This window comes from Streptomyces cyaneofuscatus (assembly GCF_033109485.1).
GTDB classification, from domain to species: Bacteria; Actinomycetota; Actinomycetes; order Streptomycetales; family Streptomycetaceae; genus Streptomyces; species Streptomyces cyaneofuscatus.
In genome coordinates this window covers 585,688-608,918 of the sequence record NZ_CP137002.1, presented here as the reverse complement: position 1 = coordinate 608,918, position 23,231 = coordinate 585,688, and the positions used below count along the sequence as shown (strand labels likewise).

Annotated in this window: 25 protein-coding genes; 14 read left to right on the top strand and 11 right to left on the bottom strand. The window is 73.1% G+C overall.

Annotated features, from left to right (window positions below; all coding sequences use genetic code 11):
- Positions 1 to 14 precede the first annotated feature (14 nt).
- From R2B67_RS02470 to R2B67_RS02460, 3 genes are read right to left on the bottom strand one after another with little or no spacing between them, the layout of a single operon-like run.
- Positions 15 to 1,469 carry a lipase maturation factor family protein gene (locus R2B67_RS02470; protein ID WP_317816182.1) on the bottom strand — a complete coding sequence of 485 codons (1,455 nt, stop codon included), beginning with the start codon at positions 1,467 to 1,469 and terminating at the stop codon, positions 15 to 17.
- A 29-nt stretch (positions 1,470 to 1,498) separates the two neighbouring features.
- Positions 1,499 to 2,011, bottom strand: coding sequence for a DUF1990 domain-containing protein (locus R2B67_RS02465; RefSeq protein WP_317816180.1), 513 nt, complete (start codon positions 2,009 to 2,011; stop codon positions 1,499 to 1,501).
- Positions 2,008 to 2,844, bottom strand: a complete 837-nt coding sequence (locus tag R2B67_RS02460) for a YndJ family protein (protein WP_317816178.1) — start codon at positions 2,842 to 2,844, stop codon at positions 2,008 to 2,010. The genes R2B67_RS02465 and R2B67_RS02460 overlap by 4 nt, the downstream gene beginning before the upstream one ends.
- 171 nt (positions 2,845 to 3,015) lie before the next feature.
- Here R2B67_RS02460 and R2B67_RS02455 point away from each other — a divergent pair, with 171 nt between their 5' ends.
- From R2B67_RS02455 to R2B67_RS02440, 4 genes are all read left to right on the top strand, one after another.
- Positions 3,016 to 4,254 (top strand): DUF6777 domain-containing protein, encoded by a 1,239-nt coding sequence (locus tag R2B67_RS02455; protein WP_317816176.1) that lies wholly within the window; start codon positions 3,016 to 3,018, stop codon positions 4,252 to 4,254.
- 98 nt (positions 4,255 to 4,352) lie between these two features.
- Positions 4,353 to 6,419 carry a SpoIIE family protein phosphatase gene (locus R2B67_RS02450; protein WP_317816174.1) on the top strand — a complete coding sequence of 689 codons (2,067 nt, stop codon included), beginning with the start codon at positions 4,353 to 4,355 and terminating at the stop codon, positions 6,417 to 6,419.
- Between the two features lie 117 nt (positions 6,420 to 6,536).
- Positions 6,537 to 7,901: a wax ester/triacylglycerol synthase family O-acyltransferase gene (locus R2B67_RS02445; RefSeq protein WP_317816170.1), complete on the top strand. Its 1,365-nt coding sequence runs from the start codon at positions 6,537 to 6,539 to the stop codon at positions 7,899 to 7,901.
- Between the two features lie 36 nt (positions 7,902 to 7,937).
- Complete coding sequence (locus R2B67_RS02440; protein WP_317816168.1) at positions 7,938 to 8,798, top strand: Fpg/Nei family DNA glycosylase; 861 nt, start codon at positions 7,938 to 7,940, stop codon at positions 8,796 to 8,798.
- Positions 8,799 to 8,810: 12 nt separating this feature from the next.
- Here R2B67_RS02440 and R2B67_RS02435 read toward each other — a convergent pair whose 3' ends face one another.
- Positions 8,811 to 9,455 carry a zf-HC2 domain-containing protein gene (locus R2B67_RS02435; RefSeq protein WP_381074930.1) on the bottom strand — a complete coding sequence of 215 codons (645 nt, stop codon included), beginning with the start codon at positions 9,453 to 9,455 and terminating at the stop codon, positions 8,811 to 8,813.
- A 71-nt stretch (positions 9,456 to 9,526) separates the two neighbouring features.
- Between R2B67_RS02435 and R2B67_RS02430 the strand changes: the two genes are divergently transcribed.
- The 4 genes from R2B67_RS02430 (at position 9,527) to R2B67_RS02415 (ending at position 13,431) form a co-directional block, all read left to right on the top strand.
- On the top strand, positions 9,527 to 10,279 hold the full coding sequence (locus tag R2B67_RS02430; RefSeq protein WP_018513093.1) for a LytR/AlgR family response regulator transcription factor: 753 nt from the start codon (positions 9,527 to 9,529) through the stop codon (positions 10,277 to 10,279).
- A 76-nt stretch (positions 10,280 to 10,355) separates the two neighbouring features.
- Complete coding sequence (locus tag R2B67_RS02425) at positions 10,356 to 10,718, top strand: hypothetical protein (RefSeq protein ID WP_051884166.1); 363 nt, start codon at positions 10,356 to 10,358, stop codon at positions 10,716 to 10,718.
- Complete coding sequence (locus R2B67_RS02420; protein WP_317816160.1) at positions 10,715 to 12,217, top strand: sodium/solute symporter; 1,503 nt, start codon at positions 10,715 to 10,717, stop codon at positions 12,215 to 12,217. The genes R2B67_RS02425 and R2B67_RS02420 overlap by 4 nt, the downstream gene beginning before the upstream one ends.
- The gene (locus tag R2B67_RS02415; RefSeq protein ID WP_317816159.1) at positions 12,214 to 13,431 is read left to right on the top strand and encodes a sensor histidine kinase; all 1,218 of its coding nucleotides are present in this window, start codon (positions 12,214 to 12,216) and stop codon (positions 13,429 to 13,431) included. Before R2B67_RS02420 ends, R2B67_RS02415 begins: the two co-directional genes overlap by 4 nt.
- A gap of 35 nt (positions 13,432 to 13,466) precedes the next feature.
- On the opposite strand, the gene R2B67_RS02410 is transcribed toward R2B67_RS02415, so the two are convergent.
- A complete protein-coding gene (locus R2B67_RS02410) occupies positions 13,467 to 13,988 on the bottom strand; it encodes a hypothetical protein (protein ID WP_317816157.1) in 522 nt (173 codons plus the stop codon).
- Between the two features lie 112 nt (positions 13,989 to 14,100).
- On the opposite strand from R2B67_RS02410, the gene R2B67_RS02405 reads away from it, so the two are divergent.
- Positions 14,101 to 14,298: a zf-HC2 domain-containing protein gene (locus tag R2B67_RS02405; protein WP_317816156.1), complete on the top strand. Its 198-nt coding sequence runs from the start codon at positions 14,101 to 14,103 to the stop codon at positions 14,296 to 14,298.
- Here the strand turns inward: R2B67_RS02405 and R2B67_RS02400 are convergent.
- On the bottom strand, positions 14,232 to 14,804 hold the full coding sequence (locus tag R2B67_RS02400) for a sigma-70 family RNA polymerase sigma factor (protein WP_317816155.1): 573 nt from the start codon (positions 14,802 to 14,804) through the stop codon (positions 14,232 to 14,234). The two genes, R2B67_RS02405 and R2B67_RS02400, sit on opposite strands and share 67 nt — an antisense overlap.
- Before the next feature lie 269 nt (positions 14,805 to 15,073).
- On the opposite strand from R2B67_RS02400, the gene R2B67_RS02395 reads away from it, so the two are divergent.
- A complete protein-coding gene (locus R2B67_RS02395; protein WP_317816154.1) occupies positions 15,074 to 16,273 on the top strand; it encodes a CapA family protein in 1,200 nt (399 codons plus the stop codon).
- An 18-nt stretch (positions 16,274 to 16,291) separates the two neighbouring features.
- Here R2B67_RS02395 and R2B67_RS02390 read toward each other — a convergent pair whose 3' ends face one another.
- Complete coding sequence (locus R2B67_RS02390; RefSeq protein WP_018513085.1) at positions 16,292 to 16,753, bottom strand: universal stress protein; 462 nt, start codon at positions 16,751 to 16,753, stop codon at positions 16,292 to 16,294.
- Between the two features lie 141 nt (positions 16,754 to 16,894).
- On the opposite strand from R2B67_RS02390, the gene R2B67_RS02385 reads away from it, so the two are divergent.
- Positions 16,895 to 17,746, top strand: coding sequence for a polysaccharide deacetylase family protein (locus R2B67_RS02385; RefSeq protein WP_317816153.1), 852 nt, complete (start codon positions 16,895 to 16,897; stop codon positions 17,744 to 17,746).
- 102 nt (positions 17,747 to 17,848) lie between these two features.
- Positions 17,849 to 19,231 carry a hypothetical protein gene (locus tag R2B67_RS02380; RefSeq protein WP_317816151.1) on the top strand — a complete coding sequence of 461 codons (1,383 nt, stop codon included), beginning with the start codon at positions 17,849 to 17,851 and terminating at the stop codon, positions 19,229 to 19,231.
- 57 nt (positions 19,232 to 19,288) lie between these two features.
- On the opposite strand, the gene R2B67_RS02375 is transcribed toward R2B67_RS02380, so the two are convergent.
- On the bottom strand, positions 19,289 to 19,954 hold the full coding sequence (locus tag R2B67_RS02375) for a class F sortase (RefSeq protein ID WP_317816147.1): 666 nt from the start codon (positions 19,952 to 19,954) through the stop codon (positions 19,289 to 19,291).
- A 371-nt stretch (positions 19,955 to 20,325) separates the two neighbouring features.
- On the opposite strand from R2B67_RS02375, the gene R2B67_RS02370 reads away from it, so the two are divergent.
- Positions 20,326 to 20,808: a hypothetical protein gene (locus R2B67_RS02370; protein ID WP_317816146.1), complete on the top strand. Its 483-nt coding sequence runs from the start codon at positions 20,326 to 20,328 to the stop codon at positions 20,806 to 20,808.
- Positions 20,809 to 20,908: 100 nt separating this feature from the next.
- On the opposite strand, the gene R2B67_RS02365 is transcribed toward R2B67_RS02370, so the two are convergent.
- The 3 genes from R2B67_RS02365 to R2B67_RS02355 all read right to left on the bottom strand — a co-directional run bounded on the left by R2B67_RS02365 (position 20,909) and on the right by R2B67_RS02355 (position 22,569).
- Positions 20,909 to 21,472, bottom strand: coding sequence for a hypothetical protein (locus R2B67_RS02365; RefSeq protein WP_018513080.1), 564 nt, complete (start codon positions 21,470 to 21,472; stop codon positions 20,909 to 20,911).
- Positions 21,473 to 21,656: 184 nt separating this feature from the next.
- Positions 21,657 to 22,421, bottom strand: a complete 765-nt coding sequence (locus R2B67_RS02360; protein WP_018513079.1) for a bestrophin-like domain — start codon at positions 22,419 to 22,421, stop codon at positions 21,657 to 21,659.
- 13 nt (positions 22,422 to 22,434) lie between these two features.
- Complete coding sequence (locus R2B67_RS02355; RefSeq protein ID WP_018487417.1) at positions 22,435 to 22,569, bottom strand: hypothetical protein; 135 nt, start codon at positions 22,567 to 22,569, stop codon at positions 22,435 to 22,437.
- A 41-nt stretch (positions 22,570 to 22,610) separates the two neighbouring features.
- Between R2B67_RS02355 and R2B67_RS02350 the strand changes: the two genes are divergently transcribed.
- Positions 22,611 to 22,877: a hypothetical protein gene (locus R2B67_RS02350; RefSeq protein ID WP_317816145.1), complete on the top strand. Its 267-nt coding sequence runs from the start codon at positions 22,611 to 22,613 to the stop codon at positions 22,875 to 22,877.
- Positions 22,878 to 23,231 lie beyond the last annotated feature (354 nt).

The following is a 23,231-nucleotide window of genomic DNA, read 5'->3' as shown; positions in this document are numbered from 1 at the left end:
TTGAGCAGGCCTCTTCAGCGCGTCCCACGGCCCGTGTCCCGGCTCTCCCGCTCCGGCGGGAGCGGCCGGGACACGGGCCGCATGAATTCCCGCACGTAGGTGCGGTCCCACCAGCACCCCGTGGCCCACAGCTCGCTCGGCCCGGTGAACCGGTAGTGGAACACCCGGGCACGCACATGCGCGGGAGGGGCGTCCGGGAACGGGTTGTGCGCCAGCAGCCGGAGCGTGTCCCGGTCCCCGAGCAGCAGCCGTTCGGTGAACGGGCCGAACCAGGAGCGCGCGTAAGCGGGGGAGAGCGCCGCGAACCACATCATCCAGTCGAGCCGCAGGTGGTACGGGGCGAAGAGGCGCGGCAGCCGCCGCACATCGCCCGGTTTGCCGCGGAAACCGTACTCCCGCCACTCGGCGCCCTCGTCCGCGACCGGATCCGCCGTGCCCTCCACCACGACTTCCAGCCGCATTCTGCTGATGGAGCCGAACGCCCCGTAGGTGTTGACGAGGTGCAGGGGGTCGAACGACCGGTTCATCACCTGCCGGCGCGAGAGCAGATTGCGCGCGGGGCGGTAGCTGAGGACCAGGACCAGGCCCGTCACCGCGATGACGACCACCTCGTACCAGAGCGGTGGCGCGGCCAGGGCGGGCGGCCGGCCGGCGAACGGGGTCCAGTCGATCACGGAGAGCGCCAGCGCGATGGTCAGCCAGTTCAGCCAGGCGAAGTTGCCCGACAGGACCAGCCATAGCTGGGTGAGCACCATCAGGGCGGCGGCCGCGCTCGCCACCGGCTGCGGGGTGAACAGCAGGAAGGGGACCAGCAGCTGGGTGACGTGGTTGGCGGCCACCTCGACCCGGTGCACGGGCCGCGGCAGATGGTGGAAGAACCAGCTGAGCGGCCCCGGCATCGGCTGGGTCTCATGGTGGAAGTCGAGGCAGGTCAGCTTCCGCCAGCACGCGTCGCCGCGCATCTTGATGAGCCCGGCGCCGAACTCCAGCCGGAACAGCAGCCACCGCAGCAGCCAGAGCACCAGCACGGGCGGCGCGGTGTCCCCCGTACCGAGAAAGACGGCGAGGAACCCCGTCTCCAGGAGCAGCGACTCCCAGCCGAACCCGTACCAGACCTGCCCGACCTGCACGATCGACAGGTACAGCACCCAGGGCAGCGCCCACAGCAGCATCCCGCCCCAGAGCGGAAGGAAACCGTCAAGACCGGCGATCAGGGCCACCGACACCGCGCAGCCGCCCCAGGCGACGGCGGCGAAGAAGCGGTCGGAGTAGTGCAGCCGGAACAGCCCCGGCGCCGCCTTCCAGGGAGTACGCCGGAGCAGCTCCGGTACGGGCAGGATGCCGCGCTCGCCGAACAGCGCGCGGAACTGGAGGGCAGCGGAGAGGAAGGCGACCAGGTAGATCACGGCCAGCGTCCGCTGGAAGATCAGCCTGCTCAGCCAGTAGCCGTCGGCGGAGAACCACTCCATCCCCGCCAGTATCGGCCCGGCGGTGGCGTTCAGCCCGCCGCGACGAGCCGGCGCAGCGTCCGGCCCAGCCGGCGCGCGTACCAGAGCTGCACGGGCGGTACGAGCGGTCCCGCGAGCCGGGCGTACCAGGCGGCGGGGCGGGAGAACGCCATGACCGTGAACCAGACGGTGCCGTCGTCCGCCAGGTCGACCACGAAGCACTCCTCGCCGTTCTCCGGGTGCCCGGTCAGGGTGCCGTAACCGAATCCGGTACGGCCCTCCTCCGCGTACGCCGTCCAGATCACCTCGCACGGTGCGGTGAGGCGTACCGGTCCCACTCCGAGCGTCACCGTGACGGTGCCACCGGGCTCCGCCCGCCGGGCCGAGGCGTCGACCCGGGCTCCCGAGGCCCGGTGCATGCGCCACTCGGTCACCGCCGCTCCCGCCACCGCGAAGTCGTCCGCGCCGCGGCCGACCGGGGTGCTGTGGTGCAGATGGTTGTAGCCCTTGGGGAGCGGGCCGAGCCGGGTGGCGCCGACCTCGGGGTAGGTGAGCGTGCTCATGCTGTCCTGCTTTCCGAATGGGTGGTGGTGCGGATGCGCTGCCAGGCCAGGAGCGAGCAGAGGGCGAAGCCCAGCGCGTTGCCCAGGCCATGGGTGGCGGCCATCCAGGTCAGGGTGGGGTGGGGCAGCCCGGTCGCCTCGCCGACCGCCCAGCTGAGGGCGAGCAGCATGGTGGCGACCAGGACGGCGGCGGAGGTGAGGAGCAGCAGCCGGGTCGTCCTGTCCCGGCCCTCCTCGTGCCCCAGGCGCCAGGTGAGCAGGCCGACGGTCCACATGCCGGCCGTCAGGGCCACGGCCCCGGCCAGTTCGGCCCAGTCGCCGATGAAGTAGCCGACGAGGACGAGCAGGGTGCCCAGCGGCACGCTGAGCGCGGCGAACCGGCCCGCGGGGCCCTCGGTGACCCGGCAGACGAGCCCGGCGACCAGGGCCGCGGCGAAACCGGCGAAGTGGAAGTGCGGCACGGTCAGGGCGAGGATGCCCAGCTCGAAGCCGAACAGCTCGTGGCCCCACCGCTCCGCGACCAGGGCGAGCGCGGCGACGGCCGGGGTGACGAGAGCGGTGAGGAGGGCGATCTGGGCGGGGGAGAGGTCCCGGCCGCGGACCGCCCGGCGCGCGCCGAGCAGGGCGAGAAGGACGGTGCCCAGTGCGTAGCACGAGGCCAGCGCGGTGGCGGTAGGACCACGCGGCAGCCACAGGGCCACCGCGCCGGGCGCCGCGAAGAGGGGCCAGAGCCGGCGGATCCCGTCCAGCTCCCGCAGCCCGGTCAGTCGCAGCCCTGCCGGGACGACCAGGAGCATGCCCAGCATCACGATCCCGTTGACCAGCACGGTCACGGCCCCACCCCCGTCTTTGAACGTGTTCAACTCCTGGGATGAGAGTAGAGGCTTTCTTGAACGCGTTCAAGGTGGCTGTGTCCGGCTCCGTCTCCGCTTGCGGGCTGCCGACCGGTGCGGCACAGATGGTGACGGATCCATCCGTTCGCCATGGACAGGCAGGAGAGCTCTGTGCGCTCACCCAGACGTTTCCGGTGTGCCGCGCTCGCCGCGCTGACCGCCGGGGCCCTGTTCGCCGTGGCCGGCTGCGACAGTGCCGCCGACCGCACGACGAAGGGCACCACGGGCACCGCGGAGGCCGAGGACGTCCTCCTCCAGCCGCTCGCCGAGCCGGGCCCCGGGCCTTTCACGAAGTCGACCGCGCGGCAGACGCCTTCGCCGACGGCCACCCCCTCGCCGCAGGAGGGTGACGGGTCCGCCACCCGGACGGTCCATCGTGTCTCGGGCGTCGTTCCCGGGCTCTACGGAGGCGTCCGCTCCGAGGCGTCCTGCGACGTCGAGCAGCAGGCCCGCCTGCTCACCGCCGACCAGGACAAGGCGCGGGCCTTCGCGGAGAAGGCGGGCATCGAGGCCGTCCAGATCCCGGGCTATCTGCGCTCGCTCACCCCGGTGACCCTGCGCGCCGACACGCAGGTCACCAACCACGGCTACAGCGCCAACTCCGTCACCGCCTTCCAGGCCGTGCTCCAGGCGGGCACCGCCGTCCTGGTCGACAGCAAGGGCCTGCCGAGGGTCCGCTGCGCCTGCGGCAACCCGCTGGAGCGGCCGGTGATCGCGAAGGGGCAGGTCACCCACCGGGGCGAGCGCTGGGCCGGATACGACCCCGCGCGGATCCTGGCGGTCGACCCGGGCGTGAAGCCGCTGAGCAGCCTGATCATCGTGGACACCGCCGACAACACCTGGATCGAACGGGCCGTCGGCGACGACGTCGGGCGCGACCGGACCCCGGACGACCCGCCGCCCTTCGAGCCGAGTGTGGACCTGCTCTTCCCGTCCCCGGCCCGCCCCTCCGAGCCCGCACCGACGGAATCCGCCCCGTCGGCCCCGTCCCCCGCCGAACCGGAGGGGACGGAGTGCCCGGACTCCCCGGGCGACCCCGCCGAACTGCCCCCCGGCTGCCCGCCGCCCATGGAGCCCGACCCCGGCACCGAGGCGCCGGACGACTTCGACGGCATGCCGAGCGACGAGCCCTGGGAGATGGAGGAGGGCGAGCTCGGCGTGGTGCCGGAGCCGACCCAGGTCTCTCCCCGCGAACCCCGCGAACCCCGCGAACCCGGCGAACTCGACGAACTCGGCGAACTCGATGGACTCGAAGAGCCGGATGGACTCGAAGAACCGGATGGGTCCGGCGAACTCGATGAGTTCGGCGAGCCGGCGGACTCCGGCGTCCCTGAGCCGTTCGCCGGCTGACCGGCCGGGACCAGGTCTTCCTCAGCCCGTACGGCGGCCGCTCCGGCCGCCGTACGGATCGCTCGAAGAATCGGACAAATGGTGGCAGAGTGGCCCACATGGATGATCGGGTAGCGGGTGCCCTGTCACTCCCGGACGACTGGCCCGCCCACCCGGACCTCAGCCTCGCCCTGAACCGTATGGGCAGCTTCGACTGGGATCTGGGCACCGGCCTCATGCACATGGACCAGGCCGCCCTCGACGTGTTCGACCTGACCCCCGAGGAGTACGACGGCCGCCCGGCCTCCCTCGCCCACCGCGTACCGACCGACGAGGCGCAGCGCCTGGACGGGATGGTCTCGCAGGCCCTCAAGAGCGGCCTCACCAACTACGGCGCCTATTTCCGCATCCAGCGCCGCGACGGCACCCTGCGCTGGACCCACACCCAGGGCTTCGTCCGCCGGGACGGGACCGGCCGGCCCCACCGCATCATCGGGATCGTCCGCGACGCGACCCAGGAGCTGGCCGACTCCTCCGCCCGCCAGGACCTGGACCTGGAGCGGCGCCGCCGCACCAGCCTGGTGGAGGGCACGACGGCCGCCCTGGCCCACGCCCGTACCGTCAAGGACGTCATCGCGGTCCTCAAGAACTCCCAGGGCCTGGCCCACCTGGGCGCCACCAGCCTCGTCATGGGCCTGCTGGAGTCCGGCCGTATCCACCTCGTGGCCGACGGACCCGAGGGCGCCTACGTTCCCGGCACCCGGTTCACCCGGGTGGACGAGCAGTACCCGATGAGTGAGGTCGTCCGCACCCTCGCCCCGCGCTTCATCGAGTCCGCGGAGGACTTCGCCACCTCCTATCCGGTCCTCTGGCCCAACATCAGCCACCTGGGGATCACCGCGGCCGCCTATATGCCGCTGATCGCGCAGGCCCGCCCGATCGGCGCACTCGGGCTGCTCTACCGCGACAAGGCGGGCTTCACCCCCGACGAGCGCAACCTCCTCATGGCGCTCGGCACCTCGATCGCCCAGAGCCTCCAGCGGGCGATGCTCTACGAGCAGGAGCACGACCTCGCCGAAGGGCTCCAGCAGGCGATGCTGCCGCGCCGGATCCCCGCCGTCCCCGGGGCGCAGGTCGCCGTCCGCTACCGCTCGGCCCGGCTCGGCCGGGACATCGGCGGCGACTGGTACGACCTGATCCCGCTGCCCGGCGGGCGGGTCGGCGCCGTCATCGGGGACGTCCAGGGGCACGACACGCACGCCGCCGCCGTCATGGGGCAGCTCCGCATCGTGCTGCGCGCCTACGCGGCCGAGGGTCACAGCCCCGCCACCGTCATGGCGCGTGCCTCCGTCTTCCTGCACGAGCTGGACACCGATCGCTTCGCCACCTGCACGTACGCCGAGGTCGACCTGACCACCGGGGTCGTCCAGGTGGTCCGCGCGGGACATGTCGACCCGCTGGTACGCGATGTGGACGGGAGCTGCCGCCGGATGCCGGCCGAGGGCGGGCTGCCGCTGGGGCTCTCCGCGGAGTTCGGGCGGCTGGAGTACCCGGTCGGTACGGCGGAGCTGGACCCGGGCCAGACGATGATCCTGTTCACCGACGGCCTGGTCGAGCTGCCCGGATCCGATCTCGACGAGGGGATGCAGCTGCTGACCACACTGGTCTCCAACGGCCCCCAGAACCTCCAGAAGCTCGCCGACGATTTGTGCGACGCCGTCGACGTGCGCGGCGGCCAGGACGACGTGGCGCTCCTGCTGCTCCGCCGCCGGGCCGCCCAGGCGCCCCAGTCCGGCGGCCGGCTCCGGCAGCACGTCGCCCAGAACGATCCCGAGGCGCTCAGCTCGGCCCGGCACATGATCCGGGCGGCGGTACGCGCCTGGGGGGCGAAGGAGCGGGCCGACGAGATCGAACTGGCCGCCGACGAGCTGACCACCAACGCCCTGATGCACACCGACGGCGGGGCCGTCGTCACGATCCGGGTGATGGCCGGCTCCGAGCGGCGGCTCCGGGTCGATGTGGAGGACCGCTCCAGTGCTCTGCCCCGCCGCCGGGACGCGGGTTCCGACGGGGTCTCCGGCCGCGGTCTGATGCTCGTCGACCGGCTGGCCGACGTCTGGGGCGTGGAGTCCCGGGGCAGTGGCAAGTGCGTGTGGTGCGAGTTCCTGATCCCCGAGCGGTCGTGATGAGCGGGCGACCTGTTCTGTAACAGTACGTAACATGTCCGTGCTTGACCGTAACCGACCGCAAGCGATTGACTGCGGGGGTACGGCCGTTCCGCCCCCGACGACATGAGGCACCTGTTGGGTACCGAACTCCTGGCCCCGCTCGATCTGGCCTTCTGGCATCTCGAATCCGACGCCCACCCGATGCACCTGGGCGCGCTCGCCGTCTTCGCCCCGGCGCCCGGCGTCACCCCGCCGCACGTTCTGGAACTGCTCCGCACCCGGGCCGCCGCGATCCCCCGGCTGCGGATGTGCGTACGGGACGTCCTGCTGCCGGTCGGCGGTGCGGCCTGGACGGTCGACAAGGACTTCGACGTGCACCGGCATGTGCGCCGCGTCGCCGTGGACGAGGGCGACTTCATGGCTGGGGCCACCCGGCTGGCCGGGGAGCTGATGGAACAGCCGCTGGGCCGCGGGCTGCCGCCCTGGCAGATGTACCTCATCGGCGGCGCCGACGACGGGCCGTTCGCCGTGCTGGTCAAGCTGCACCACGCGCTGGCCGACGGGATGCGGGCGGTCGCCATCGGCGCCGGGATCTTCGACGAGATCGCCGCCGCCACCACGGCCCGGTCCGCCGCCCGTGGCCGCCCCGCCGTCCCGCCCCGCTCCTGGCTCCCCGACCCCCGCGAGGTGGCCGGCATGGCGCTCGGGCGGATCGGTGAGGTCGGCCGGGCGCTGGGCGTGGGCGCCTCCGTGGTCCGCGCGGGCCGCCTCGATCTGCGCTCCACCGCCTTCACCGCACCCTCCAGCGGCACCCGGCGCCTGGCCACCGCCGACCTGGACGCCACGGCCCTCCAGCGGATCCGGCGGGCCGAGGGCGGCACCGCCAACGACATCCTGCTCGCTGTGGTCGCCGGGGCCCTGCGCCGCTGGATGGCCGAGCGCGGCGAGGGGCCCGCCGCCACCGACCCGCGCGCCCTGGTGCCGGTCTCGCGGCGCAGGCCCGGCGGCGCGGTGAGCGGGAACCGGCTCTCCGCCTACCTCCTCGACCTGCCCGTCGGTGCGGCCGACCCCCGGGAACGGCTCCGGGCGGTCCGGGGAGCGATGGACCGTAACAAGGCGGCCGGACCGCTGAAGGGCGCCGGTGCCGTCGCCGTACTCGCCGACCAACTGCACCCGCTGGCCCACCGGTTCGGCGCACCGCTCGCCGCCAACGCCGCCCGGATGCTCTTCGACCTGCTCGTCACCAGCGTCCCGCTCCCGCGCTCCGCGCTCTCGCTCGGCGGCTGCCCCCTGAGCGCCCTCTACCCGATGGCACCGCTGGCCCGGGGCCAGTCGCTGGCCGTCGCCCTGTCGACGTACGGCGGCCGCGTGCACGTGGGTCTGGTGGCGGACGGCAAGGCGCTGCCGGACCTGGACCGGCTGGCCGGTGCGGTCCAGGAGGAGTTCGACGAGCTCCGGGAGCTGGTCACCGGCGGGCGGGTGGCGGCACCGGTGTCCTGACAGGCAGCCGTACGCGGCCTGCGGCAGGCTGGTGCCATGCCCGAGCTGCCCGAAGTCGAAGCCCTGCGGGTCTTCCTCGACGACCACCTGGTCGGCAAGGAGATCGCCCGTGTCCTCCCGCTGGCGATCAGCGTCCTGAAGACGTACGACCCGCCGCTGAGCGCCCTCGACGGAACCACCGTCACCTCGGTGGCCCGCCACGGCAAGTTCCTCGACATCGAGGCGGGCGGGCTGCACCTCTGCACCCACCTGGCACGGGCGGGCTGGCTCCGCTGGAAGGACTCCTTCCCGGCCGCCCCGCCGCGCCCCGGCAAGGGTCCGCTCGCCCTGCGCCTGGTGACCGTGGACGGTGACGGCTTCGACCTCACCGAGATGGGGACCAAGAAGAGCCTCTCCGTCCACCTAGTCCGCGACCCGGTGGACGTCCCCGGCATCGCCCGCCTCGGCCCCGACCCGCTCGCCGACGCCTTCGACCGGGACACCTTCGCGGGCATCGTCGGCGCGGCGCGCCGCCAGATCAAGGGCGCCCTGCGCGACCAGACGCTCATCGCGGGCATCGGCAACGCCTACAGCGACGAGATCCTGCACGTGGCGAAGATGTCCCCGTTCAAGCGGACCGCCGACCTCGACGAGGACGACATCACCCGCCTGTACACCGCGCTGCGCACCACGCTCAAGGACGCCGTGGCACGCTCCAGCGGGGTGGAGGCCGGAAAGCTCAAGTCCGAGAAGAAGAGCGGGATGCGGGTCCACGGGCGTACGGGGGAGGCCTGTCCGGTCTGCGGAGACACCATCCTGGAGGTCTCCTTCAGCGACTCCTCGCTCCAGTACTGCCCGACCTGCCAGACCGGCGGCAAGCCGCTGGCCGACCGGCGCCTGTCCAAGTTCCTCAAGTAGGAGGGCGGCCGCTCACCGCTCCACCGTCATCAGCCGCCGCCCGTCCGCCGTCCGCACCTCGAAGTGGTCGATGCCCTCCGGCCGCAGCGCCGCCCCGCCGGACACCTCCACCAGGCCGTCCCCCGCACCCCCGGCCGACCAGCTGCTCACCGTCTCCTCGCTGCCGTCCCGGCCCACCGCGATCAGCGCGCAGACCCCGACGACGGGCACCCGGACGACCTCCAGCGCCACCGACGTACCCCACTCGTGCCCCGCCGCCGTCACCACCGCGGCCGCCCCCGACGCCTGATCGGCCCCCACCCAGCGCTGGACCACCGCCCCGCCCGCCGGACCGCCGGGGCCGCCCGAGGAACCGGCCACCGCCAACGGCCCGCCCACCGCCAGCACTACCGCGGCCGCCACCAGCGCGAGCCGTCGCCTGTCCGCCCTGCGCCGCCCCGCCGCCACCGCCTCGACCAGCCGGTCCGCGAGGCCGTGGGAGGGCCGCACCACCGGCCGGGCCACCGCCAGCCGGGCCGCGACCGGCGCCAGCTCGCGGGCCCGGACACGGCACGGCGGACACTCCTCCAGATGCTCCTCGAACCGGAAGGCGTCGGCCCTCCCGAGGACGCCCAGGGCGTAGGCCCCCACCCGGATGTGGGGCTCGGTCAGCTGCATGTACTGCGGTACGGGAACAAGCCGGGATTCACTCAAGCCAGGAGGCCCCGGAGCACCTAAACTCCGGGCTCATGCTGCGCGTACTCGCCGTCGACGACGAACCACCCGCCCTGGAGGAGCTGCTCTACCTCCTGCGCGCCGACCCCCGCATCCGCAGCGCCGAAGGTGCCACCGGGGCGACCGAGGCGCTTCGCCGCATCGGCAACGCGGTGGACGCGGGCCCCGACGACCCGTCCGCGATCGACGTCGTCTTCCTCGACATCCACATGGCGGGGCTCACCGGCCTCGACGTCGCCCAGCTCCTCGCCGGATTCGCCTCGCCCCCGCTCATCGTCTTCGTCACCGCGCACGAGGGCTTCGCCGTGCACGCCTTCGACCTCAAGGCCGTCGACTACGTCCTCAAACCGGTCCGCCGCGAACGCCTCGCCGAGGCCGTACGCCGGGTCGCCGAGCAGGTGGGGGAGCGGTCCGCCCCCGTCAACGACACCGCCACCGACCAGATCCCGGTCGAGCTGGGCGGCGTCATCCGCTTCATCCCGATCGACGAGATCGCGTACGCCGAGGCGCAGGGCGACTACGCCCGGCTGCACACCGCGGCCGGCAGCCACCTCGTCCGCATCCCGCTCACCACCCTGGAGGAGCGCTGGCGCTCGCGCGGCTTCGTCCGGATCCACCGCCGCCACCTCGTGGCGCTCAGCCGGATCGACGAGCTGCGGCTGGACGCGGGGAGCATGAGCGTACGGATCGGGGAGGCCGAGCTGGCCGTCAGCCGCCGCCACACCCGGGCCCTGCGCGACCTGCTGATGCGCCAGGGCGGCCGCTGACCTGGGGCGACCTCCGCCGAAGCCGCTCCGGTGAAGCCTTCCCAGCACCACCCCCCGCCGCCTACACTCCGAGCCCATGTCACCGGAGACCGCACCCCGGCGCGAAGTCGTCACGGGAGAGCCCCGCCGGGTGCGTCCGCTGCCCCGTTACCGCACCCAGGCGGAGATCGAGGAGCAGACCGCCCTCGGCGGCGCCTACGTCCGCTCGCTCATGCGGAGCCAGCTCCGCGCCGGACTCACCGTCTTCGCCGTGCTCGCCCTCGTCGCGGGCACCCTGCCGCTCCTGTTCGCCGCCCTGAACAGCGCCGCCCTGGTCTGGGCGGTGCTCGGCTTCGCCACCTACCCGCCGCTCACCCTGGCCGCCTGGTGGTACGTGCGCCGGGCCGAACGCAACGAACGCGACTTCGCCCGGCTGGTGGAGGGCCGCCCGACGCCGTGAGCGCCCCCGACCACACGGCGTCCTGGGTGGCGGTCGCCCTCGTCGTCCTCGCCACCGTCCTCGTCGGCGGCTTCGGCCTGCGCATCTCCCGTACGACCTCCGACTTCTACGTGGCGTCCCGTACCGTGCGCCCCCGGCTCAACGCCGCCGCCATCAGCGGGGAGTACCTCTCGGCCGCCTCCTTCCTCGGCGTCGCGGGGCTCGTCCTGCTGCACGGCCCGGACATGCTCTGGTACCCGGTCGGCTACACCGCCGGATATCTGGTGCTGCTGGTCTTCGTCGCGGCCCCGCTGCGCCGCTCGGGGGCGTACACCCTGCCGGACTTCGCCGAGGGGCGGCTCGAATCGCTCCACGTGCGGCGCCTGGTCAGCATCCTCGTGGTCGGCGCCGGATGGCTCTACCTCGTGCCGCAGCTCCAGGGCGCCGGGCTGACGCTGAAGATCCTCACGGGGGCGCCCGGCTGGCTCGGCGACGTCCTCGTGGCGACCGTGGTGATGGTGGCCGTGGCGGCGGGCGGGATGCGGTCCATCACCTTCGTCCAGGTCTTCCAGTACTGGCTGAAGCTCACCGCGCTCCTGGTCCCCGCCCTCTTCCTCGTCCTCGCCTGGCAGGGCGACGGCCGCCCCCGGGTCAGCTTCGACGACCAGTTCGCCGTCTTCCGCGCCGACCACCCGCTCTACGCGACGTACGGACTCATCGTGGCGACCTTCCTCGGCACCATGGGCCTGCCGCATGTCGTCGTCCGCTTCTACACCAGCCCCAACGGCCGCGACGCCCGGCGCACCACCGTCGCCGTCCTCGCCCTGGTCGGCCTCTTCTATCTGCTGCCGCCCATCTACGGGGCGCTGGGCCGGCTGTACGCCCCTGAGCTGCGGCACGGGGGAGACGCGGACGCGGCCGTCCTGCTGCTGCCCGCCCGGGTCATCGGCGGGCTCGGCGGCGATCTGCTGGGGGCGCTGATCGCGGGCGGGGCGTTCGCCGCGTTCCTCTCCACCGCGTCCGGGCTCACCATGGCCGTCGCCGGGGTCATCACCCAGGACGTGCTGCCCTCGCGCGGGGTGCGCCACTTCCGGCTCGCCACCGTCCTCGCCATCGCCGTGCCGCTGATCATCTCGCTGCTGGTCAGCCGGGTGCCGGTGGCCGACGCGGTGGGCATGGCCTTCGCCGTCTCCGCGTCCTCCTTCTGTCCGTTGCTCGTCCTCGGCATCTGGTGGCGCCGCCTCACCCCGCCCGGCGCGATAGCCGGGCTCGTCCTCGGCGGCGGCTCAGCTCTGCTCGCCGTCGCGATCACCGTGAGCGGTGCCGTACGCCCGCCCGGCTGGCCGCACGCCCTGCTCGCCTGGCCCGCCGTCTGGTCCGTCCCGGTTGGCTTCCTCGCGATGATCCTCGTCTCGCTCGCGACCCCGGGGCGGATCCCGCCGGGCACCAACGCGGCCATGACCCGCTTCCACCTCCCCGAGGCGCTCACCTCGGCGCGCGGCGCCGGGAGGGAACGATGACGGGGGCCGGGATCGCCGTCCTCACCGTCCTGGTGGCGCTGCTGCTCGGTACGGGGTTCCTGCTGGGCCGCCGCACCGCCCGCCCGCTCCGCCCGAGCGATGTCGGCACCCCCGTCGAGCACGCCACGTTCGAGACCCTGCACACCGCGTCCCTCGCCGCGCCCCCGCTGCGCGCCGGTCTCACCGAGGAGAGCGCCCGGCGCTCGGCCCGCCGGCTGCGCTCGCTGCTCGGCACCGACGCCCTCTGCCTCACCGACCGGGAACGTGTCCTGGTCTGGGACGGCGCCGGACACCATCACGGCAAGGACGTGATGGGCCACATCGAGGAGCTGCTGGAGGGCGGGCGCGGCACGGCCTTCGACAGCGGCTGCGCCGACCTCGACTGCCCGCTGCGCTGGGCGGTCGCCGTACCGCTCACCGTCGAGAACCGGGTCCTGGGGGCGCTCGTCGCCTACGCCCCGCGCGAGTCGGCGGTGCTGGCCCGGGCGGCGGGCGAGGTCGCGCGCTGGGTCTGCGTACAGCTGGAGCTGGCCGAGCTGGACCGCTCCCGTACGCAGCTGATCGAGGCCGAGATCAAGGCGCTACGGGCGCAGATCTCCCCGCACTTCATCTTCAACTCCCTCGCCGCCATCGCCTCGTTCGTCCGCACCGACCCCGAGCAGGCACGCGAACTGCTCCTGGAGTTCGCCGACTTCACCCGCTACTCCTTCCGCCGGCACGGCGAGTTCACCACGCTGGCCGACGAACTCCACTCCATCGACCAGTACTTGGCCCTGGTCCGGGCCCGCTTCGGCAAACGCCTCTCGGTCACCCTCCAGGTGGCCCCCGAGGTGCTCCCGGTCGCCCTGCCGTTCCTCTGTCTCCAGCCGCTGGTGGAGAACGCGGTGAAGCACGGCCTGGAGGGAGCCTCCACCCCGCCCCGCGAACGACCTGCGGACACTCCGTTCCGCATCACCATCAGCGCGCTGGACGCCGGATCCGAGGCCGAGGTCGTCATCGAGGACAACGGCGGCGGCATGGACCCCGAACGGCTGCGCCGCATCCTGCGCGGCGAGGCCACCACCTCCACCGGTATCGGCCTGCTCAACGTGGAGGAGCGGCTGCGCCAGGTGTACGGGGACGGGTACGGGCTTGTCATCGAGACCGGGATCGGCGCGGGCATGAAGATCACACTCCGGCTGCCCAAGTACCGTGCGGGCGTGCACGGTTCATGAGGCCCGGGCCCCGTCCCGGTCCGTGCCCGGCCGCCTCAGCAGAGGTGGACGGCCAAGTGCCCCAGCGGCAGACCCAGTTGCCATGCCGGAGTCCACACCTGGACCTCGCCCTCCTCCTCGTGCCCGCCCCCGGCCACCGGCTCCCAGGGCGCGGGCACGATCGCATCGAGGTCGGCGGCGAGCAGCTCGGTCTCCTCCAGCCACCGCCAGGCCGCCCGGGCCAGCGCCACATCGGGGTCGCCGGGCCCGGCCCGGCGCTCGGACTCCGTGAGCCGCTCGCAGACCCAGCTCCGCCAGGTGGCCCCGTACGCCGTGAGCACCCGCAGCTCGTCGGCGCGCGCCTCGGACAGCGTGCCGGAGACCGGGGCCTCGCCCAGGAGGCCGGAGAGGAACATCGTGAGCGCGAGCGCGTCGCGCCCGGCCCGGAACTCCAGGGTCGTCGGCTCCATCAGGTCGCCGGTGCGTAACAGCTCGTCCGCGACGTACTCGGTGTACAGCCAGGCCATCGGTACCGGCAGCCCGCCCCCACCGGTCCCACGCGTATCCTCGGGACGCATCCCGTCTCGCCTCTTTCCTTGCTCGGTACCGGGCTTCACGCAGCATTGAACCGGGGGCGGGCGCCCCGCGTGGGCAGAAGCGGAGGATCGCCCAGGAGATGCGAGGCTGTGAATGAGTGCCGACCCCGGCGACGACCCGCATGTGCGCCTGCTGCTGGGTGCGTACGTCCTGGACGCGCTGGACGCGGAGGAGACCTGCCGGGTCGCCCGCCACCTCCAGCTCTGCGACGCCTGCGCCCGGGACTATGTGGAGGTGACGGAGGCCTCGGCCCTGCTCGCCCTGTTGCGGGCGGAGGACCTCAGCGAGTAGCCGGGCAGATTACGTGAGAGCAGCCGCAGGGCGTAGTACGAACGGGACTTGACGGTCCCGGCGGGGATGCCGAGCGCCTCGGCGGTCTCGCCGACGCTCAGCCCGCGGAAGTAGATCTGCACCAGCACCGCACGGTGTTCGGGGCTGAGCGTGCGGACCGCCTCACGGACGTCCAGGGCGCGGACGGCGGAGTCCGCGGTGTCCTGGTCGGCCGGGGTGCTCTCCAGCACCAGATCACTGACCTCGGTGGGGCGCGCCTGGCGGGAGCGCCGGGCGTCGATGGCGAGGCGGCGGCCGACGGTGAAGAGCCAGGGCCGCATCGACTCGTAGGGCGCGTCGAAGGCCTCCGGGTGCTGCCAGGCGCGCACCAGGGTCTCCTGCACCAGATCCTCGGCCCGCTGCCGGTCACCGAAGGTCAGGCCCAGCAGGAAGTGGAAGAGGGCGGGGCCGTGTTCCCGCTGCAACTCCGCGATGGCCCGCTCATCGGTCGTCGTCGTGGTCTTCATGAACGTCCTTTCCCGCGGGAGGCCCCCGGACGGCCTCGCTGCCGCCTGGCGTATACGAACGCATTCGGCGGCGCAGGAACAGGCGGTGCACCGAGGCGTGCGACGAGCGGTCGCTCAGTGCGGCGAATGGTGCGGCGAACGGTCAAGGGGCCGTCGGGGTCGGACGGTACGACCAGTTCAGCTAGGTATGCGGCAATGCTCCTTGCCTCAGCAGTATGACGATATGTGTAGTCGGATGGTCGTAATCATCCGAACATGGAGTCGAGCAGATGACGCAGCGCATCCGACCGGGCGCCGTGGCCGCCCTCGCCCTCCTGCTCGCCGCGGCCACCGGCTGCACCGGCCAGCAGCCCCAGGCGCCCGTCCCGAGCGCACCCCCCACCGCCGCCGGGGGCGCGGGCGGCCAGGACGCCGACGTGCCCCGCCCCTTCACCCTCCTCGCCTCGGGAGATGTCCTGCCGCACTCCTCCGTCATCGACCGGGCGGCGGCCGACGCGGGCGGGCAGGGCTACGACTTCACCCCGATGCTCAAGGCCGCGGCACCCGTCGTCTCCCGAGCCGACCTGGCCATCTGCCACATGGAGACGGTGTACGGGAAGGACGGCGGCCCCTACACCGGCTACCCGAGCTTCAAGTCACCGCCCGAGGTCGCCACCGCGCTGCGCGCCACCGGCTACGACTCCTGCTCCACCGCCTCCAACCACACCCTGGACGACGGGGCCGAAGGCATCGCCCGCACGCTCGGAGCCCTGGACAAGGCAGGCATCCGCCACGCCGGATCCGCCCGCTCCGCCGCCGAGGCCGCCCGCCCCACGATCCTGCCGACGGGACCGGGGAAGAAGGCGGCGAAGGTCGCCCACCTCGCGTACACCTACGGCACCAACGACATCCCGCTGCCCGCCGGGAAGCCGTGGGCGGTCAACGTGACCGACGAGCGGAAGATCGTGGCGGAGGCGAGGAAGGCCCGGCGGGCGGGCGCCGACGTCGTGGTGCTCTCCGCGCACTGGGGTACCGAATGGCAGGACGAACCGGACGCCAGGCAGCTGGAACTGGCCGACCGCCTCACCGCATCCCAGGACCGCGGCCGTCCCGACCTCGACCTGATCATCGGCACCCACGCCCATGTCCCGCAGGCGTACGAGAAGGTCAACGGAACCTGGGTCGTCTACGGCATGGGCGACCAGATCGCCGGCGCGATGATCAACTACCAGGGTGTCCAGGACCCGCGCGGCAACCAGAGTTCGATGGGTCGCTTCACCTTCGCGCCGCCCGCCGAGCCGGGCGGGCGCTGGACGGTGCAAAAGGCCGAGTTCGTGCCGCAGTGGTACGACACGGACACCGGGCGCGTCGTCGACCTCAACACCTCCATCAAGGCCGGGGCCGACCACCACCGCCAGGTCCGCGACCGGATCCGGGACGTGGTGCTGGGCCGGGGCGCGGCGGCCGACGGCCTCGTGATGGGGGAGTAGAGCCCGTCGTACGAGGGGTTACGGCACCACGGTGACCGGCCAGCGGCCCGCCTTCACCAGCCGCACCGCTACCGAGCCGATGAACCGGTGCCCCGCCGACTCCGACGCCCCCACCACCACGGCGTCGGCGGTGAGTTCGTCGGCCGCCGTCACCAGCCCGTTGTACGGGTCGCCGCGGAAGGTGTGGAACTCCCAGCGCACGTCCCACGTGTCCTTCAGCCGCTCCGCCGACTCGCGGATCTCGTCGGCCAGCTCCTGGGCGACCTCGCCCGTGGTGTCGCCGACAGGCACGCCCAGGGCGGCGCCCGAGGGGATCACGGGCTGGACGTAGACGAGGGCCAGCGTGGCGTTCTGCCGCCGGGCGAGACCGGCGGCGTAGGCGGCCGCGCGCATGGACGAGTCGGAGCCGTCGAGCCCGGCGACGATCACCTTGGGCCCGTCCGTACCGCGTTCGAACTGATGGGGCTGCTGCTCTGTCACGGCTCCGAGGCTATCGGCTCGCCCGGAAGCCGCGGAGGAGGGCCGGCGACCCCGGCAGGCCGCTGCGTCGAATGGGTACAAAACGGTCGGCCCTCGGTGTCGTCGGCCGAAGCGGGAGCCCGGCCGTGCGAGCAGTTGGCCATGAGAAGTGATCACATCCGGCCCGACCGCCGCACCCTGCTGAAGGTCGCCCTCGGCCTCGGAACCGCCACGACCCTGCATCTGATCGCCGCCGATCCGGCCTCGACGCCCACCCGCCCCGCACGGGCCGCGGGCACCCCGCCCGCGGCGGCCGCCGGGCCGCCCGCCGGACTGCCGGCCAGGCCGCCCGCGTACCGCCTGCAACCCATGACGGCGGGCTCCCCGCCCCGCTTCCGGCCGGCCAGCCCCCCGGTGCGGACCCGGCCCTTCGAGGAGCTCCCCGACCTCGGGCACTCGATGGTGCTCAGCTTCGACGACGGCCCCGACGCCCGCTACACCCCGGACATCCTGGCCACCCTGCGCAAGCACCGGGTCCGCGCGATGTTCTTCGTCTGCGGCGAGATGGCCGACGCCCACCCGGACCTGCTGCGCGAGATGGCGGACGACGGTCATGTCGTGGGCAACCACTCCTGGTCGCACCCGCTGATCCCGGGGCTCTCCCGCGCCGCGATCCGCGACGAGCTCGGCCGCACCAGCGATGTGGTCGAGCGGGTGCTCGGCGCCGCGCCGCTCTGGTACCGGGCCCCGTACGGCGCGTGGAACCGCAACTCCTTCGAGATCGGCGCCGACCTCGGCATGGAGCCGATGGCCTGGACCGTCGACACGCTCGACTGGACCACTCCGGGGACCGGCACGATCGTCCGCCGGGTCATGGACGGGGCGGCGCCCGGTGTCGTCGTCCTCTCGCACGACGCGGGCGGCAACCGGTCCCAGAGCGTGGCCGCCCTGCGGCGCTACCTCCCCCGGCTGCTCGACGAGGGCTACCGCATCACGGTGCCGCAGCGGGTCTGAGAGGCCGGTCCGCCCGACGCGGCCTGCCGAAGATACGGTTCCTCCGATACGCGCCCGGGGTGGAGCCCCGGGCGCGCCGACGTACCACCTGTGGGGGGAACCATGACCGAGCGGTACGGGGCGTACGCCCTGGCGGGCAATCCGGCGGCTCCGGCCGGAGTGCTGCTGAGGCTGCTGGCACTGAACGACCGGTCGATCACCCATCGCCTCTCGTATCACCCCGCGCTGACCGGCGAGGTCGCCGAGGCCATGCTCACCCACCCCGAGCGCTGGGTACGGCACCTGCTGGCCGAGAGCTTCACCGCCGCTCCCGAACTGCGGGCCCGCCTCCTGGACGGACCGGCGTCCGACGCGATGGCGGTCGCGATGGGCCCCCACCCCTACCGCATCCGGGTACCTCCGCTGCCGGACCATGCGTACGAGCGCCTCCTGAACCACGAGCGGGGCAACGTCCGGTACGAGACGGTCGGCGCGCCGTCCACGCCGGACCACGTCCTGGTGCCGCTCGCCGGCCACGCGGATCCGCACTTCCGGCGGGCGGCCTCCCGGCGCGTCTGGCACCTGCTCGACGCCGACGCGCGCTCGGCACTCCTCGCGGACCCCGACCCCGACGTACGCACCGCCGCCTCGCTCCAGGTCATGGACGAGGACGAGGAGCGCACCGAGGAGCTCATCGGGACGCTGGCCGGCGACTGGCGCCTGGGGGAGGTCGCGGAGCGCGGCAGGCTGGGGCGGGCCCTCGCGGAACGCCTGGTGGCCGAAGAGGTGCTCCTCGCGCGGCTCGCCCTCAACCCGGCCCTCCCCGCCGACCTGGCCGCAGGGCTCGCGGACCACGAGAACCCGGCCGTCCGGCTGGCCGTCTCGGCCCGCCCGGAGCTCTCGGAGGACGAGCGGGCGGCCATCGACTGGCGGATCGACCCCGAGGACCGGCTCCCCGGCCTGTGGTGGGTGTGGAACGCGCGACACGATCCGGAGACCCTGCGGCGGTGCGCGACCTCCGCGCACACCTGGCTGCGGCGCACCGCCGCGAGCTGCCCCCAGCTGCCGCAGGACTGCGTCGAACTCCTCGCCGGGGACGCGGACTTCGCCGTACGGCTGCTGCTCGCCGAAGGTCACCCCGAGGCTCCGGAGGAACTGCTGCTCGACCTGTATCTGCACGGCACCCACCGGGCGGTGGGGTCGCTGATCCCCCGGCCGCGGTTTCCGGCGGAGGGCCTTGCCCGGCGGTTCGCCGATGCGCCGGACCCCCGGGCGCGCGCCCTGGCCCTGCGGGATCCGGCGGCCACCCCCGAGCTCGTCGAACGGCTGAGCCGGGACCCGGACGCGGGAGTGCGGCGGGCGGCCGCCCGCGATCCACGGCTCCCCGTGCCCAGGCTGCTGGAACTGCTTGCGGAGCCCGATACGTTGTCGGGCGCCGCCGCCAACCCGGCGCTGCCACCCGCGGAGATGTACGCGCTCCTGGACCGGGAGGGCATCCCGCGCTGAACTGTGCGGCGGGGCGTTCGGTGACGTACCGTCAGCGGGTCTCGACCGGCCGGTGGGTCAGCGGGTCTCGACGAGCCGGGCGAAGACCACCACGTTCCCGTCGTAGCCGCCCGCCTTCGAGTAGCCCCCGCCGCAGGTGATCACCCGGAGCTCCGCATGGCCGGTGTCGCCGTAGACCCGGGCGCCGGGGAAGTCGTTCTTGGAGAAGACCTCCACCCCGTAGACCTCGAAGACGCCGACCCGCCCGTCGTAGCGCTCCACCTCGACGCGGTGGCCCTTCTGGAGCGAGCCGAGGCCGTAGAAGACCGCGGGCCCGGAGTTGTTGTCGACATGGCCGACGACCACCGAGGTGCCGCGCTGCCCGGGCGCGATGCCGTTCTGGTACCAGCCGGCGAGGTTGGGGTCCTCGGCCGGCGGGGCGTCGATCCAGCCGTTGGCGTCCAGATTGACGTCGACGATCGGGGCGTCCACGTTGATGTTCGGGATCTTCACCCGGGAGGCGGGGGCGTACGGCAGCGGCTGCACCGGCTCGCCCTCCAACGGCGGCCCCGCGGCGTCGCTGCTCAGGTCCAGTGAGGCGGCGGCCGCGGGCTGCGGCGGGCCCTCCTCCCCGAACTCCGCCCCGTTGCGCAGGAGGGCGAGGCCCGTGAGCATGACCAGGGCGACAGCACCCCACGGCACGCGTCTGGTCCGCTCGGCGCCGGCGTAGTGCTGCTGGCCCATGGTGCTCCCTTCGTCGCGACGCTTGGAACGTTAAGGGCGGTACGGCCGGGCGGCGATCAGGGAGAGGCGAACGGGTGGCGGGCGCGACCCGGACCTCCGCGGTGACGGCGTGCGGGCCCTCGGTGTGGCGGCGTACGGGCCCCGGGGTTACTGCCCTTCGGAGTAATGAGCAGATAAAACTTCTGATGGCCTGTGACCTGCGGCTCCGTCAGATCCAGGGGTTTTCGTACGGCGTGTCGCGTCACCGGGGTGGAGCAGTGCCGAAGTGCGAGCCGGTGATCGGCTGGTGAGTGTTCGTCATGGGAGGCGTCCACGTCGATCGATTCCCGGAGGACAGGACTCCGGGGCGTTTCCCGCTGGAGGTCCACACGATGCGTGCTTCACGCGTTCTCGCGGTCACGGTGACCGCTTTCGCAGCCGTCGGGCTCGCTGCCCCCATGGCCGCCGCCACCAACGGTCCGGTCAACGTCGCCGTCAACCCGCAGTCGGTCCACCAGGGCGGCACGCTGAAGATCACCGCCCGGGGCTGCGGTCACGGCGGCACGGTCTGGTCGAACGCGTTCCCGACGACCAGCCTCTCGGCAGGTGACGGCACCAACTACGCCCACGCCCGCATCCGCAACAACACCACCCCGGGTCACTACCACCTCTCGGTGAAGTGCAGTGACAACGACCGGATCGCGACGCACAAGTTCACCGTGCTCGCCGGCAACGGCGCGCAGGGCGGGCTCGGCGGCTCGATGGGGCCGAACTCCACGGAGATGCAGGTCGGCGGCGGACTGGTGGCCGCGGCGGCCGTCGGTGGCGCGGTCTTCCTCGTCCGGCGCCGGCGGACCAGCCATGCGGCCTTCTAGGACGCCGGACCTCCCGCCCGGCCCGATACGCCCGTCGCCCCGAGTCCTGCGGTCAGGACCCGGGGCGACTGTCGTGCGTTCCACCTCGATCCTCGCGCCGTCAGTGCCGGCGGCCGGCGCCGCGGCGACGAGCGAACCAGAGCGTGCCGGTGGCGGCCGCGAGCACGAGGGCCGCGCCCGCCGCGACCTCCACCGTGTTCATGGTGCCGGCGCTGCCGCCGAGTCCGCCGCGCACGCCGCTCGGCGCGATGGCCGTGGAGCTGACGGTCGGTGCCGTGGTCGGAGCGGTCGTGGGCGTCGGGGTGCTGGTGGCGCCCCCGGTGATGGTCAGGTTGACGTTGCGGGTGGTACCGGTGGAGCCGCAGGCGAACGTCACCGCGTAGACCGCGCCCCGCCGGGCGTCCGCGTCGACGGTGGCGGTGGCCGTGGTGGAGCCGCTCGGGATCACGGTCGTGTCGAAGATGCCCGAGGTGACGGTCGTCTCGCCGGTGCACCCGCCGCCGCCGAGGGTCACCCGGCCGCCCGGAGCGATCACCGAGGGGGAGATCGTCGGGTTGAACGTGTTGATGGCCCCGTCCGGCGCGGCATGGGCGGCGGACGGGGCCAGCAGGGTGAGGGCGGTGGCGCCCAGGAGTGCGAGGGGTGCGACACGTATCGCGCGCATGGTGGATCCTCCGGGTTCCCCGAGGGGCAGCTGCGGAATGAATTTCCACATAGCAGGAAAAATGCACCTCGATGCGCGACACGCTAGGAGGGGTGCCGACCGACCGCTATCGGGGTCGGGCGAACGGGTCATGCCGTCCCCCGGCCGGCCTACTCGGCGGCTCACCGGCCGGGGCGACGGGGTATCAGCGGGTGGCCTCCGGGAACAGGTCGAGGAAGGGCTCGGCGGTGGCCGAGATGCCCCGGCCGAAGGGCGCGTCGAAGTCCCAGATCAGGAAGAGCAGGAACGCGATCAGCGCGCTGAAGAGCCCCGCCAGCAGCAGTTCCCGGAAGGTTCTGCGGATCTGGAGGGTGAAGATCAGCCCGACCGTCACCAGCGCCCCGATGATCAGGCCGAACCACACCACCCCGGGCATCGTCTCGCCCGCGTTCTGCCCCCGCGAGGTACGGGCGTCGTCCGCCGCCGCCACCTGGTCCACCAGCGGCTGGTAGGCCTGCCCCTCGTGGTCCGTCTGCGGCTCGTACTCGGTGACGTCCGCCCGCACCCGGTCCAGCAGCTCCGTGCCGCGTTCGGTGAGGGTGCCCTGGTCCGACATCACCTTCCACTCGGTGTCGATGACATGGGCGACGTACGCGTCGACGTCCGCGCGGATGCGGTCGCGGACCTCCGCCGGGTAGACGGAGGACCGGGCCTGCACCTCGTGCAGTGCCTGCGCCTCAAGCCGTACGGACTCCTGGGCGGCGCTGCGGCCCTCCCAGACCCCGGCGATGGCCAGACCCAGCACGATCGCGTAGACCACGCCGATCATCATCGTCATGTACTCGATGACGTCGGGTGTCTCGGACGGATCGTCGTCATCGGCGATCCGGCGGTTGTTGAGGACCGCGATGGTGAGCACGACCGCACAGGCCGACGCCATGGCAATGCTCAGGACGAGCCATTCGGACATGGATATCTCCTCGTCAGCGGGACGATCGCGGCCGCAGTACGGCGACGGCGAACACCGCCGGGGCGGTGATCAGCAGGGTCGTGGACACCAGGGACGGCCCGCTCCGCGGCTCCTTGCGGGTCGCTTTGCGGTACGTCGGAAGCGCCACGGGCCGGGGCTCCGGCGGCTTCGGCCGCACCGAGGGGGTCGGTGACGGCTTCGGCGCCGGCCTGGGTGCGGGCGCGGCCCTCTGAACGGGCGGCGGTGGCGGTGGTGGTGGTGGTGGTGGAGGAGGGGGCGGTGGCGGCTCCGGCGCAGGTGGTGGGGGCGGTGGTTCCGGCGCCGGGGGAGGAGGTGGCGGTGGTGGCTCCGGTGGCGGTGGCGGCGGTGGTGGTGGCTCCGGGGGCGGAGGCGGTGGAGGCGGTGGAGGGGGCGGCGGCGGTGGCGGGGGAGGAGGCGGCGGTTCCGGTGGGGTGACCGCCCCGCAGTTTCCGCTGCCCGCCACGGCGACCGCGGTGGTGCCGTCGTCCTGCCCGATGACGGCCACCGCGCAGGCGTCGGCGGTCGCGGGCTGCGGTACGGCTATCAGCCAGACGAGTGCGGCGGCTGTCGAGAGCCGCCCGATGCGGGATCCGTACACGACCGGGAGCATGATCCACGTCGTCCGGCGACACACAGGACTCCGCGGGGATTCGCCTGATGGTGGGACAAGAAGCCGTTCATGTTTGCGCACGGTTGACGGCCCGACAGGCGCCCCCGCCCACCGCCCCGATGGGCGTGCCGCCGAATTCTTCTCGGCCCGCGTTGAACGCGGGCCCCGTCACGCCGCGT

Coding starts and splice junctions, on each gene's coding strand:
- R2B67_RS02470 (WP_317816182.1), bottom strand. CDS start 1,469: ATGGAGTGGTTCTCCGCCGACGGCTACTGGCTGAGCAGGCTGATCTTC.
- R2B67_RS02465 (WP_317816180.1), bottom strand. CDS start 2,011: ATGAGCACGCTCACCTACCCCGAGGTCGGCGCCACCCGGCTCGGCCCG.
- R2B67_RS02450 (WP_317816174.1), top strand. CDS start 4,353: ATGGATGATCGGGTAGCGGGTGCCCTGTCACTCCCGGACGACTGGCCC.
- R2B67_RS02440 (WP_317816168.1), top strand. CDS start 7,938: ATGCCCGAGCTGCCCGAAGTCGAAGCCCTGCGGGTCTTCCTCGACGAC.
- R2B67_RS02435 (WP_381074930.1), bottom strand. CDS start 9,455: ATGCAGCTGACCGAGCCCCACATCCGGGTGGGGGCCTACGCCCTGGGC.
- R2B67_RS02430 (WP_018513093.1), top strand. CDS start 9,527: ATGCTGCGCGTACTCGCCGTCGACGACGAACCACCCGCCCTGGAGGAG.
- R2B67_RS02425 (WP_051884166.1), top strand. CDS start 10,356: ATGTCACCGGAGACCGCACCCCGGCGCGAAGTCGTCACGGGAGAGCCC.
- R2B67_RS02415 (WP_317816159.1), top strand. CDS start 12,214: ATGACGGGGGCCGGGATCGCCGTCCTCACCGTCCTGGTGGCGCTGCTG.
- R2B67_RS02410 (WP_317816157.1), bottom strand. CDS start 13,988: ATGCGTCCCGAGGATACGCGTGGGACCGGTGGGGGCGGGCTGCCGGTA.
- R2B67_RS02405 (WP_317816156.1), top strand. CDS start 14,101: ATGAGTGCCGACCCCGGCGACGACCCGCATGTGCGCCTGCTGCTGGGT.
- R2B67_RS02400 (WP_317816155.1), bottom strand. CDS start 14,804: ATGAAGACCACGACGACGACCGATGAGCGGGCCATCGCGGAGTTGCAG.
- R2B67_RS02395 (WP_317816154.1), top strand. CDS start 15,074: ATGACGCAGCGCATCCGACCGGGCGCCGTGGCCGCCCTCGCCCTCCTG.
- R2B67_RS02385 (WP_317816153.1), top strand. CDS start 16,895: ATGAGAAGTGATCACATCCGGCCCGACCGCCGCACCCTGCTGAAGGTC.
- R2B67_RS02380 (WP_317816151.1), top strand. CDS start 17,849: ATGACCGAGCGGTACGGGGCGTACGCCCTGGCGGGCAATCCGGCGGCT.
- R2B67_RS02375 (WP_317816147.1), bottom strand. CDS start 19,954: ATGGGCCAGCAGCACTACGCCGGCGCCGAGCGGACCAGACGCGTGCCG.
- R2B67_RS02370 (WP_317816146.1), top strand. CDS start 20,326: ATGCGTGCTTCACGCGTTCTCGCGGTCACGGTGACCGCTTTCGCAGCC.
- R2B67_RS02365 (WP_018513080.1), bottom strand. CDS start 21,472: ATGCGCGCGATACGTGTCGCACCCCTCGCACTCCTGGGCGCCACCGCC.
- R2B67_RS02360 (WP_018513079.1), bottom strand. CDS start 22,421: ATGTCCGAATGGCTCGTCCTGAGCATTGCCATGGCGTCGGCCTGTGCG.